Source organism: Aestuariivirga sp., assembly GCF_020252395.1.
GTDB lineage: Bacteria > Pseudomonadota > Alphaproteobacteria > Rhizobiales > Aestuariivirgaceae > Aestuariivirga.
Map to the genome: position 1 here is coordinate 125058 of NZ_JADCDB010000001.1, position 11410 is coordinate 136467.

Genomic DNA, 11410 nt, shown 5'->3' on the forward strand with positions numbered 1-11410 from the left:
CTCATGCCTCCAGGTTCTTGCCGATCATCCGCATCAGGAAGAAGGCAACGATGTTGGCGAGGATGACCGCGATGATGCCTCCTGCCGATGCTCCGCCGATGTCGTTGGAAATCAGGCCGTACTGATAGACGAGGAACGGCAGGTTGCCGGCGCGCCCGCCCGAGCCCGAGACATAGATTTCGGCGAAGACATTGAGAAGAAAGATCGTCTCGATGAGGATCACCACAGTAACGGGCCGCGCGAGGTGGGGAACAATCATGTACCAGAAGAAGGAGAACGGCGGCGTGCCGTCCATTTGGGCGGCTTCCTTCTGTTCCTCGTCGAAGCTCTGCAACGCGGTGAGAATGATGAGTGTTGCAAAAGGCAGCCACTGCCAGGACACCATGATGACGATGGCCGTCATCGGATAATGCGCAAACCAGTCGATGGCGCCCAGGCCCATCGACTTGGTGATCCAGGCGAGGAAGCCCTGCACCGGATGCATCATCATGTTCTTCCAGACCAGCGCACTCACCGTAGGCATGACGAAGAAGGGCGCGATCACCATGAGGCGCACAAGATTGCGGCCATAGATCGCCTGGTCGAGCAGCAGGGCGAGAAGCGTGCCGCCCGCGACCGAGATCACCAGCACCCAAAAGACCAGCAGCAGCGAATTGCGCATGGCCTTGAAGAAGGCGGGGTCAGTGAGGAAGTAATAGTAATTGGTGGCGCCCGCGAGGCAGCGGTTGGCCTCGTCCATCAGCGCGCCCGGTGTCGTCAGCGAGCAGGCGGGATTGGGGTCGAGCAAATTGTAGCGGAGGAAGGAAAACCAGATGGTCATGGCGAGCGGCACGATCATCCAGAGGAACAGGGCAAGGACCGATGGTGCAACGGCGATCCTGCCGATCGAGCGAGTCTGCTGCGTTGCCATGGCTCAAACCCAGTGAGGGGAGGAAAATGGCTGCCCGGTCTCAAGCCGGGCAGCCGAGTTGCGGGAGGTTCGGTTACTTGATGTAACCAGCCTTGGTCATTTCACGCGCCGTCACGTCCTGCGCTTCGGCGAGCGCCTGGTCCGCGGTCTTCTCGCCGGCAAGCGCTGCCGAGAATATCTGGCCGACGCTGGTGGCAATGCCGGCGAACTCCGGGATCGCCACGAACTGCACGCCGACGTAAGGCACCGGCTTCACGGTGGGCTTGGTCGGGTCAGCCGAGTTGATCGAGTCGAGCGTCATCTTGGCAAAGGGGACCTTGGCATATTCAGGATTCGCATAGAGCGAAGTGCGCGTGCCCGGAGGAACGTTGGCCCAGCCTTCCTTGCCGGCAACAAGCTCGGTGTAGTGCTTCGACGTCGCCCAGCTGATGAACTTCTGGGCAGCATCCTCCTTCTGTGTGCCGGCGGGGATGGCCAGAGACCAGGCCCACAGCCAGTTGCCGCGCTTGCCGAGGCCGTTGTCCGGCGCCAGCGCGAAGCCCACCTTGTCGGCGACCTTCGACTCCTTCGGGTTGGTCACGAAGGAAGCGGCCACCGTGGCGTCGATCCACATCCCGCACTTGCCGGCGTTGAACAGGGCGAGGTTCTCGTTGAAGCCGTTGGAGGAAGCGCCCGGAGGCCCGTCGGATTTCATCAGGTCGAGGTAGAAGTTGAGGGTGTCTTTCCATTCCGCCGTATCGAACTGGGGCTTCCAGTTCTCGTCGAACCAGCGCGCGCCGAAGGAGTTGGACGTGGCCGTGATGAAGGCCATGTTCTCGCCCCAGCCGGCCTTGCCGCGCAGGCAGACGCCATAGATTTCCTTGTCCTTGTCGGTGATCTTGCCGGCGATGCGCTTGATGTCCGCCCAGGTGGGAGCTTCCGGCATCTTCTCGCCTGCCGCCTCGACCAGGTCGGTGCGGTACATCACCATGGAGCTCTCGCCATAGAAGGGCGAGGCCATGAGCTTGCCGTCCACCGTCAGGCCGCCGGCGATGGCGGGCAGCAGATCCGCCGGGTCATCCACCTGCGTCAGCGGCACCAGCCAGCCCTTCTTGCCCCAGATCGGCACTTCATAGGTGCCGATGGTGAGCACGTCGAACTGGCCTCCCTTGGTGGCGATGTCCGTCGTCACCTTCTCGCGCAGCACATTCTCCTCGAGGGTCACCCACTCGAGCTTGATGTCCGGGTTGTTCTTGGTGAAGTCCTCGGTCAGGCCCTGCATGCGGATCATGTCGCCGTTGTTGACGGTGGCAATGGTCAGCGTCGTTTCGGCCGAGGCGGTCGAGGCAAGGGCGGCGAGACTGATCGCGCCCAGAATGCCTGCCAACAGAGATTTCATATGGTCCTCCCATTCGCTTGGGCAATTATTTGCCCATCATAAGAGCGTATGTTCACTAATGGCGTTTGGTCAAGCGACATTCATGTGTGCGCCGCACACTTGCTTCGGCAGCGCAGCAGGAACGCTGGCCGCTTTAGTTAGAATGCAGTTTTATATTCGCATGCAGCGGCGCCAAGTGCGAGCCTAACGCCCATCTATTGAGCAAAAGCTCAAAAACTTGAGATGATTTAGGCAACAGGGCACAGACTTGAGCATGCCAATTATCACTACGTTCAGCTTTAACGTTCGAATTCACTGGCGTTTCAGGGAACGTTCGGGATCTGTCCGCAAGAAATGCAAAGCTTTGCGGTCCAACTTTTACGGGTGCCTCGGTCAGATGCCCCTTGCATGACTTAAGTAACTGAATTTGCAATGTTTTTCTACTTGTCGGCACAAATGGCCTGCAGATCAGTTGATGCAAAGCTTTGCACAAAGCATTGCAAGATTCGCTTTCTGTTCCTTGCGGCGCAAGATTTACAGCAGCGGCGTCATGAGCCGCATGGTCGACTCGATGAGCCGCGCGCCCACCGGACGCTGGTTCCAGGGCACAAGCATCACTGCCTCGGCATCGTCGAGATAGTTCTGCTGCAGGCTGCGGATGCCGGCCACGGCATCCCGGTCATAGACCAGAAGCGAAACCTCGTAGTTGAGCCACAGGCTGCGCATGTCGAAATTGGCGGTCCCGAACATCGCCTGCTCGCCATCGACGGTGATCGACTTGGTATGCAGCAACCCGCCCTTGAACTCATAGATCTCGCCTCCCGCCGCGATCACCTCGTCGAAGAAGGAGCGGCTGGCATGCCGCACGAGCAGCGAATCGATGCGCCGCGGCAGCACCACGACGACCTTCACGCCCCGCGCCGCGGCCCCGCGCAGCGCGGTGACGAGAGAATCCTCCGGGACGAAATAGGGCGTCGTCACCACCACCTCGCGTTCCGCTGCATTGATCAGCGCCAGCATGACTTGCAGCAGGCCGTCACCCGACTCGCCCGGCCCCGACGCCAGCACCTGGATGGACGAAGAACCTTGCGGCGGCGCGGGCTCGAGGCCGGTCTCGGCCACCACCTGCTCCAGCGTGACGCCGCCTTCCGCCACCCAGTCGCTGATCATGACGGCGGCCAGCGCGCCCGCCACTGGCCCCTCGATGCGCAGCATCGCGTCAACCCATTCGCCGACGCCCGCATCCTTCTTGAAGAAGCGCGGGTCCACCATGTTCATGCTGCCGGTCCAGGCGATGCGCCCGTCAATCACCACGATCTTGCGGTGAAGCCGCAGGTCGGTGCGCCCCGCGAGGCCGCGGAGCAGGCCCACCGGCAGAGCCGCACGCAACTCCACCCCGGCCTTGCGCAGCATGTCCGGTTCAGCGCCCCGCCACCAGCTGGCAGCCCCCAGCGCATCGACCAGCACGAGGCACTTCACGCCACGCCCGGCCGCGCGGATGAGGGCCTCCAGCACGCCGCGCGTGAGGCCGCCCTCGGTCCAGATATAGAATTCGGCCAGTGCGCTGATTCGCGCCGCATCGATGTCAGCGGCCATGTGCTTCAGCATGGCGAGGGTATCGGACGCGAGAGTCACGGAATTGCCGGCGAAAGCCGGGGCGCCGAAGAAGCTTTGGCCCGCCCGCTCCAGCGGCTGCTGCTTGTGGGTCAGCTGCACGCCACCGTACTGCAGCCGGTTCTCAGCCAAATGAGGCGCGGTGATCTTATGGAAGTCGCCTTGCATGAGGGCACGGCCGCGCGAGATGCGGCGTTCGCCGATAAGGAAATAGAGGAGCGCGCCAAAATAGGGAACCGTCGCCGCCAGCAGCAGCCAGGCCACCGCCACGCCGCGCGCCGGCCGCCGCAGCAGGACGCGAAGGATGACGGCCGCCATCAGAACGGCATGAATGAAAACGATCAGAAGCGATGTCATGCGGACGCCAGCTTAGCAGAATGTGCCGGGCCGCAAGGCACGCGGCAACATTTATCCTTTGGCGTCGAGCGCCTTCAGCCCTGCATCCAACCCCTTCAGCGACACCGGAATGGTGGTGGGCTCCACCACGATGCGCATCTTGAAGGTCACGCTGAAAGCATCCGCACCGCGCAGCGCGCCAAGCGTCTTCCCGTCGACGGCGGTGCTGGCGATGCAGCCGCGCCGCACGCAGGTCTGAACGGTGAAGGGCAGCATAACCGCCCCTGCCCTGCCGGTCACGCCGGCGGGAATGTCGAGCCCCAGCGGCAAGACCGCCGCGAGGCGAAGCTCCTTGCTGTCCTTGTTGCGGGCAAGGGCAATGGCCGCGACCGGCTGCCGGGTGTCCCTGGCGATGATCCGCTGATGCAGGGCACAGGCCTCTTCGCCAGTGCTGGTCTTCGTGCAGCGCAGCACCCAATCGCCGAAGGAGTCTCCCGTCAGAGGCTTCGCCATGCCGGCCTCCACTGGCGCAAGGGCGCTGGCGGCGAGCAGCAGCGACAAGGATAGGGCAGCGGTTTTCATGGCGTTGGTCTTTCAGCGTGGATATCTGCCTTGATCCTAGGGCGCGTCAGGGGGCGGTTCAAGCTCACCCTCAGCCGCGGTCTCACAACGTCCCGCGGCCATGCCTGCGGCGAACCCGGTGCTGCAATGCCCGCGACCCGGAGGTGACGCGCTTTCTGACTGGCGGGCGCGTGCAAGGTGAGGCGCCGCTGCACTGGGGCTTCGGCAGCGGCGGCAGCGACGCCTATTATGTCGATACCACGGGCGACAGCATAACCGACTCCACCGGCTATTCCGACACGGTGGTGCTTCGATAAGTTACGCATTGGGTGCGGGGCTGGAACATCTCGTCCTTGGCGAGCCGGCGCCGCCGCCTGCGCCGGGCATCGGGTCCGGCGGCGCTGTCATGGGCACCGGCAACGAGCTCGATAACATCATCACGGGCAACAGCCTCAACAACAGGCTGAAGGGGCTGGGAGGCGATGACTGGATCAACGGCGGAGCGGGCGATGACACGGCCGTCTATCGCGGCAAAGAGTCCGAGTACGATGTCAAGTACCTTGACAACATAATACTCGTGCGCGACTCCAACGGAGGCCGGGACGGCTTCGACGTTCTGATCGGCGTCGAGCACCTGGAATTCGCGCCCGATGACGATGAGCCTGAGAAGACTCCGACCCAGCCTTTCCGCGGCCTCGCTCCGCTGTTCATCGATCCGCTGGTGCTCGACCTCAATGGAGATGGCGTCCAGCTCATCCGGCTTGACCGGAGCCAGACGCACTTCGATTTCGACGGCAATGATTTCCGGGAGCGGGCGGGGTGGATTTCGCCGCAGGACGGCTTTCTGGCGCGCGACATCAACGGCAATGGACGGATCGACAACGGCAGCGAGCTGTTCGGCAACGCCACGCAGGATGCCTTTAGGGTGAGTGCGGACACGCGGTGCCGCGCGGCGTAAACTTCGGGGCCGCGGAAAATCGCCTGGCATTGCCACAAGAGGGACGATGTTCACCTTGACGTAAGTAGGCGGTCCACGTTATCGAATATTACCGAATTGTTATGAACTTGTGTTCCGTTGAACATCGCAGCGCAGCAAATGGGCTGGGTCAAGGGGTGAGCGATGACGGATCGTGCAATGGAACCGGTGAACGGCGCGGCACATGCTGGCGCTGCGCCCGGCCCGGGCGCCAATCCGCCGCCTGCGGGGCAGGATGCCGGCGCGGTCCGCGCGTTCACTGCGGCCCGGGCCCAGCCGCGCGAAGGGTTCGGCGACATCGTCATGGCGATGATGGCGCGGTCGCGCCACCGCCACCAGACGCTGGCCGATCTCCAGCACCTTGTCCTCGAACCTCTGCTGAAGGACAGGGTCAGCATCGCATATGCCGAGGACCGGGAGCAGAACCCCCTGGCCGGCAGTCTGGGCATCGCCATCTGGGCCAGCCTCTCTGACGAGGCCGAGGCCCGCCTCCAGGACCAGACCCGCGCCGGCGTCTTCCCCCTGCGCCTCAAGCCGGAGGACTGGACATCGGGCGACAACCACTGGCTGCCCGGCGTCATCGCGCCAGACCCGCGCAGCGCCGCCGCCGTGATCGGCAACTTCCGCCAGCTGGCGAAGGACGGCCGCATGAAGCTTCACCCAGGCATCTTGCGGCTGCTGGATGCGGAGACGCTGAAGAAAATGGGCTCGATCCAGATGAGGCGGGAGGGGACGCTGGCGACAAGCGCCACCTCAGCCGGCAGTTGGTTAGCATCATGACCGGCGCCCGGCCCACCGCCGGACGGCCTGCAAGGCGCAGCCTATGGCGCCGCGGCGCCACGGGCGCTGCCCTGTTGCTGGCGGGCGTGGGGCTGGCGGGGTGCTGGATGTATCCTGCCGAGTGGAACGAGAAGTTGACCGTCACCATTGCCACTCCGCAGGGCGATGTGTCGGGGAGTGCGGTGCGGTGGCAGACGCTGTCGGAGGATCCGGTTCTCCGCTCCGCCCATGCCAGGCTCGGGGGCGAGGCGGTGGTGGTGGAGGTGGCGAAGGGGCGCTATTTGTTTGCGCTGCTCCAGCAGTACCGGCCACAAACCGAAATTCTGTTTTTTCCGGACGAAGCGCCGCTTGAGTCCGCCTACAAGCTGAACAGCCGCAAGGGCGAGGTCCTGACCGTTCCGCGCGAGATGTATCCCATGCTCGTGACCTTCGGAAACCTTAGCAGTCCGGCGAGCGTGCAGCAGGTCGACCCCGCCAACCTCGCGGCCACATTCGGCCCCGGCTACGCGCTGAAATCCATCACGCTGGAGATCACCGATGAGCCGGTGACGAAGGGCTGGGCAAACAAGTTACTTCCTTGGCTCGGTCCCTATCCGGAACCAGGTCTCTGCAAATCAACAAACGAGTTGGAATACCCACTTTGCCGCCAAGTCACTCACGGCAGTTTTAGAAGGAGCTGAAACTATGGCTACGTCTAGAGATCTGTTGCTGTCGATACTCGCTATGGATTCCTACAACCGAGGCTACTCGCCAGGTATAGAAGGTCTGGGCGGGCCTGGCTCAATGATTGGCGGAGCCAGAATGTTGGATATATCTATCCCATCGGGTTCTGAAGCCGCCGGCTTCTACGCCTCAGCCTACACACTTGCCGATGGCAGCACGGTGATCTCCTACCGCGGGACGGACGGGCTTGATCCCTTCGCAGAGGGGAACGACATCCTCAACGGCTGGGTTGCCGGCGCAGGCACGCAGACCGGCCAGACCAAGCTGGCGATGCAGGCAAGGGGCAGCTGAGTGGCCAGCAATATCACCGCAAAGTCCTGGCCTTGGGTGACCGGCGTCGCGCTGGCCATGGGGCTCTTGTGGCTGCTGCGGAACACTTGGCCGCCGCAGGTGCTGTTTCTCTATTTCGGTCTGTTTACCGGTATTGACATTCAAAACCTATGGGACCCGCCCGTGCGTTGGCACACGAAGCAGACGCTCACCATCGAGACGCCAAATGGGGACGTCACCTCCAGCGTAATGCGGGGCAAGGTGATGTGGAAGGACCGGCTGTTCAGGACCTCTCCCATGCGCGAGACGGGCGAGGCGCTGGCGATCGAGGTTTCACCCGGGCGTTATCTCTTTGCCATCATCCAGGAAATGAAACCAAATGAGATGGCGCTTCTGGGCATTCACAACGACCAAAGAGTTTGGGAGGGCGTGCCGAAGCTCAAGAACTCTCAGGGCGAGCCACTCGACGTCCCTCCCGATCAGTACCCGATGATGGTCACCTTTGGCGACCTGAGCGATCCGAAGTCCGTGCAGCAGGTCGACCCCGCCAACCTCGCCGCCACATTCGGCCCCGGAAATAGCATCAAGTCCTACACGGTTGAGATCACCGATGAGCCGGTGACGGAGGGTCGCGTCGAAGCACTCCTTCCGTGGATTGGTAATCCGAAAGTGATGGACAATCCAGGTTGGCAGGAAATCCCTATCGATGCACGCCGCCGACTACAGGGGTTGATTACAGACTACGCAGGCGCCCAGAACCGCTTTCTGAAAGGAGATTAAGTAATGCCGACGAATCAGGATTTGCTCAGAGCCATTCTCGCAATGGACTCATACAATCGTGAATACGGCGCGGGACTCGAGGTTTCCGGAAATACCGTTGGTTCCGCGACATTCATTGATCATGTTGGTTCAGGGGTGCCGGAAACTCAGTATACAAAATGGAAATCCGCCGGCTTCTACGCCTCGGCCTACACCCTTGCCGATGGCAGCGATGTGGTCTATGGCGGCGACGGCAATGACGCGATCTTCGGTGAAGCGGGCGAAGACTATCTGTGGGGAGAGTCCGGTAATGATCTCCTTGACGGCGGTGCCGGCGCCGATCGCAACAGCCGCGGTCCGGGCATTCGATCGCAAAAGCATCATCTGGGTTCTCCGAAGGCAAGCGATTTCCGGCTGCCATCGCACATAGAGCAAACTCTAACGTCAAGGTAATTACCTTGGAACAGCACATTACATAAAGTCAATGTTTGCGGTGGATTTCGGAAATGCACTTACCACCCCGCCGGCAGCACCTCGATGTTCCGCGGCGGGAAGGACACCAACCGGGAGGGCGGCTATCGCGTGACGGGCGTCATCAAGTGGGCGGGCGCCATCAAGCCCGCGATCAACGGCATCGCCCCGCATGCGGACATGCCCGCCGCGCTGGTGGCGGCGGCGGGCAACGCGAGTGCCAGGCTAGACCTCCTCAAGGGCCGGAAGACCGGCGCGCGCGATTACCGGGCCCGCATCGGCGGCGATGACCAGGGTCCGGCCCTTGCCGGCAGGGCCGGGTGGCCGCACAAGGAGTTCCCGCCGCGCCAGACGCCGGGCTCCTTCAACCTCCAGCGTGTCATGAAAGCCGTCACCAGCGTCCGGGGCGAACGCGCGGACGGCACAGAGGCGCCGGAGTGGCTTGACAGCGCCCTTCGGCGCCTTTCTGCTTGCCACGGTCTGTTATGAATGGGATGGCGATGCCGAGGCTCCGTTGGCAACTGTTTCTGGCGGGTGTGCTGTGCGCGCTTTCCGCGTCCCTTGCCCGGGCGGAGGACGTGCCCCGCGGCGGCTTCGCCGGCAGCGCCAGCTGCGCCGGATGCCATGTCGCGGAGGCGGGTGCCTGGGCGGGATCGGACCATGCCTGGGCGCTGAAGACGCCGGATGCGGCCAGCGTGCTCGGCGACTTCAACGATGCCTCGATCGCCAACGGGAACGTCACCACGCGTTTCACCTCGAAGAACGGCAGGTATTTCGTGGAAACCGAAGGGGCGGACGGCAAGCCTTCCGGTTTCGAGGTGCGCTACACCGTGGGCCACAGGCCGCTGCAGCAGTATCTGGTGGAGACGGAGAAGGGCCGGTTGCAGGTGCTCGACCTCGCCTGGGACGTGACCGCAGGGAAATGGTTCCATCTCTACCCCGATCAGCATGCGCCGCCGGGCGACGGGCTGCACTGGACGGGGACCTACAAGAACTGGCAGGCGCGCTGCGCCACCTGCCACCAGACCGGTTTCGACAAGGGCTTCGACTTTCCCACCCGCACCTACAAGAGCCACTGGGCGGAACTCACCGTAGGCTGCGAGGCCTGCCATGGGCCGGGCGGCGCGCATGTGGCCTGGGCGAAAGGCCATGGCGGCGAGGATCCCTATGCGGCCCTGCCGATGGGGCCGGGGCAGCAGGCGCAGGAACTGGCAGTCTGCGGACCCTGCCACGCGCGCCGTGAGGCATTCTCGCAGGTTCAGCCCGCGGCCGGGGCGCCCTTCCATGACAACTATGCCCTGGCGCTGCTGACGCCGGACCTCTATTTCCCCGACGGACAGCAGAAGGACGAGGTGTTCATTCTCGGATCCTTCCTGCAATCCAAGATGAAGGCCAGGGGCGTGACCTGCTCCAACTGCCACGAGCCGCATGGCGGCGGGCTGGTGGCGGAGGGCAATGCCGTGTGCACGCAGTGTCACGGCACGGCGGGAAACGATGCGTTCCCGTCACTGCGCAAGGCCGATTTCGACACGCCCTTGCATCACCGCCACAAGCAAGGCAGCGAGGCCGCGCAATGCGTGAGCTGCCACATGCCCGGGCGGAGCTACATGCGGATCGACCCGCGGCGCGACCATTTCTTCAGGAGGCCCGATCCGCTGCAGTCGAAAGCGGCCGGAGCGCCTGACGTGTGCACCGGTTGCCACGCCGGCAAGACTGCCGGATGGGCGGCGGAGCAGATCGCCGCATGGACGCCCGCCGGAGACAAGAACTGGCAGGACCGTTCGGCCTTCATCGCCTTCACGAACGGCGACCGCGCGGAGAAGACCGTCGCCGATCTCACGCGCTACGTGCTCGACCGGGAGCACCCGGCCATCGCGCGCGCCACCGCGCTCCAGGCGCTGGGATCGGCGGGTTCCCTTTCGGCGGCGGACGCCGGGCAAGCGTTGAAGGACGACGACCCGTTGGTGCGCGCGGCGGCCACCGGGGCGCTGCGCCAGATCGATATCCAGAGCCGGATCGCCTTGTTGATGCCGCTGCTCGCCGATCCTGCCCGCAGCGTGCGCCAGCGCACGGCAGTGGAGATTGCCGGCGCCGGGGCTGCCAAGCTGCCGGCGCAAGATGATGCCGCATACAGCAGGGGGCTGCGGGACTTCGTGGATGCGCGCATGGCCAATGCCGACACGCCGGAATCGCACATGGCGATTGGCGGGTTGGCGCTGAGCCGCCGCCAGTGGGACGAGGCACAGCAGGCCTTCACCACCGCAGTGGAGATGGACCCGCAGTTGGCCTCCGCCTGGCTGGTGCTGGCGCAGCTCGCCGACGCGCGAGGCAATGTCAAGGCCGCGGAAGATGCGCTCAACGCCGGCCTTGCAGCATCGCCGCGCAACGCCGACATGATGCTGGCGCGCGGCGACCTCGCGGCGCGCCAGGGGAAATTCGACGACGCACTCGGCTGGTACCGCCGCGCACAAGGCGCAGACCCACAGCGATCCGACGTCTGGGTTGCCTACGCCATCGGCTATGCTCTGAAGGGCGACAAGGTGGCGGCGGCCGAAGCCGCCAGCCGGGCCCGGGCGCTCGACCCGGGCGTGGCGCTGCCGCAGGAGCTGGAGCAGTTCCTGGCGCAGCCGAAGTGACTTGATTTCGGCGCATG

13 protein-coding genes are annotated in these 11410 nt (G+C 63.8%); 9 read left to right on the forward strand and 4 right to left on the reverse strand.

The window, feature by feature from the left end; genetic code table 11:
• Position 1: 1 nt before the first annotated feature.
• The 4 genes from IOC82_RS00570 to IOC82_RS00585 all read right to left on the reverse strand — a co-directional run bounded on the left by IOC82_RS00570 (position 2) and on the right by IOC82_RS00585 (position 4799).
• Positions 2–910: a carbohydrate ABC transporter permease gene (locus IOC82_RS00570; RefSeq protein WP_290544219.1), complete on the reverse strand. Its 909-nt coding sequence runs from the start codon at positions 908–910 to the stop codon at positions 2–4.
• Positions 911–983: 73 nt separating this feature from the next.
• Complete coding sequence (locus tag IOC82_RS00575; RefSeq protein ID WP_290544220.1) at positions 984–2288, reverse strand: sugar ABC transporter substrate-binding protein; 1305 nt, start codon at positions 2286–2288, stop codon at positions 984–986.
• Positions 2289–2801: 513 nt separating this feature from the next.
• A complete protein-coding gene (cls, locus tag IOC82_RS00580; protein WP_290544221.1) occupies positions 2802–4238 on the reverse strand; it encodes a cardiolipin synthase in 1437 nt (478 codons plus the stop codon).
• A 51-nt stretch (positions 4239–4289) separates the two neighbouring features.
• Entirely contained in the window at positions 4290–4799 is a 510-nt protein-coding gene (locus IOC82_RS00585; RefSeq protein ID WP_290544222.1) for an invasion associated locus B family protein, read from the reverse strand.
• 170 nt (positions 4800–4969) lie between these two features.
• On the opposite strand from IOC82_RS00585, the gene IOC82_RS00590 reads away from it, so the two are divergent.
• The 9 genes from IOC82_RS00590 to IOC82_RS00630 all read left to right on the forward strand — a co-directional run bounded on the left by IOC82_RS00590 (position 4970) and on the right by IOC82_RS00630 (position 11393).
• Complete coding sequence (locus IOC82_RS00590; protein ID WP_290544223.1) at positions 4970–5095, forward strand: hypothetical protein; 126 nt, start codon at positions 4970–4972, stop codon at positions 5093–5095.
• Positions 5096–5103: 8 nt separating this feature from the next.
• Positions 5104–5736 (forward strand): hypothetical protein, encoded by a 633-nt coding sequence (locus IOC82_RS00595; RefSeq protein WP_290544224.1) that lies wholly within the window; start codon positions 5104–5106, stop codon positions 5734–5736.
• Positions 5737–5898: 162 nt separating this feature from the next.
• Entirely contained in the window at positions 5899–6534 is a 636-nt protein-coding gene (locus IOC82_RS00600) for a toxin-activating lysine-acyltransferase (RefSeq protein ID WP_290544225.1), read from the forward strand.
• Entirely contained in the window at positions 6531–7214 is a 684-nt protein-coding gene (locus IOC82_RS00605) for a hypothetical protein (RefSeq protein ID WP_290544226.1), read from the forward strand. Before IOC82_RS00600 ends, IOC82_RS00605 begins: the two co-directional genes overlap by 4 nt.
• Before the next feature lie 121 nt (positions 7215–7335).
• The gene (locus IOC82_RS00610) at positions 7336–7548 is read left to right on the forward strand and encodes a hypothetical protein (RefSeq protein ID WP_290544227.1); all 213 of its coding nucleotides are present in this window, start codon (positions 7336–7338) and stop codon (positions 7546–7548) included.
• Positions 7549–8307, forward strand: coding sequence for a hypothetical protein (locus IOC82_RS00615; RefSeq protein ID WP_290544228.1), 759 nt, complete (start codon positions 7549–7551; stop codon positions 8305–8307).
• 3 nt (positions 8308–8310) lie between these two features.
• Positions 8311–8739, forward strand: a complete 429-nt coding sequence (locus tag IOC82_RS00620; RefSeq protein ID WP_290544229.1) for a hypothetical protein — start codon at positions 8311–8313, stop codon at positions 8737–8739.
• A gap of 84 nt (positions 8740–8823) precedes the next feature.
• Positions 8824–9246 carry a hypothetical protein gene (locus IOC82_RS00625; RefSeq protein ID WP_290544230.1) on the forward strand — a complete coding sequence of 141 codons (423 nt, stop codon included), beginning with the start codon at positions 8824–8826 and terminating at the stop codon, positions 9244–9246.
• A gap of 11 nt (positions 9247–9257) precedes the next feature.
• Positions 9258–11393, forward strand: coding sequence for a tetratricopeptide repeat protein (locus tag IOC82_RS00630; RefSeq protein WP_290544231.1), 2136 nt, complete (start codon positions 9258–9260; stop codon positions 11391–11393).
• Positions 11394–11410 lie beyond the last annotated feature (17 nt).

Coding starts and splice junctions, on each gene's coding strand:
- IOC82_RS00570 (WP_290544219.1), bottom strand. CDS start 910: ATGGCAACGCAGCAGACTCGCTCGATCGGCAGGATCGCCGTTGCACCA.
- IOC82_RS00575 (WP_290544220.1), bottom strand. CDS start 2,288: ATGAAATCTCTGTTGGCAGGCATTCTGGGCGCGATCAGTCTCGCCGCC.
- cls (WP_290544221.1), bottom strand. CDS start 4,238: ATGACATCGCTTCTGATCGTTTTCATTCATGCCGTTCTGATGGCGGCC.
- IOC82_RS00585 (WP_290544222.1), bottom strand. CDS start 4,799: ATGAAAACCGCTGCCCTATCCTTGTCGCTGCTGCTCGCCGCCAGCGCC.
- IOC82_RS00600 (WP_290544225.1), top strand. CDS start 5,899: ATGACGGATCGTGCAATGGAACCGGTGAACGGCGCGGCACATGCTGGC.
- IOC82_RS00605 (WP_290544226.1), top strand. CDS start 6,531: ATGACCGGCGCCCGGCCCACCGCCGGACGGCCTGCAAGGCGCAGCCTA.
- IOC82_RS00610 (WP_290544227.1), top strand. CDS start 7,336: ATGTTGGATATATCTATCCCATCGGGTTCTGAAGCCGCCGGCTTCTAC.
- IOC82_RS00620 (WP_290544229.1), top strand. CDS start 8,311: ATGCCGACGAATCAGGATTTGCTCAGAGCCATTCTCGCAATGGACTCA.
- IOC82_RS00625 (WP_290544230.1), top strand. CDS start 8,824: ATGTTCCGCGGCGGGAAGGACACCAACCGGGAGGGCGGCTATCGCGTG.
- IOC82_RS00630 (WP_290544231.1), top strand. CDS start 9,258: ATGCCGAGGCTCCGTTGGCAACTGTTTCTGGCGGGTGTGCTGTGCGCG.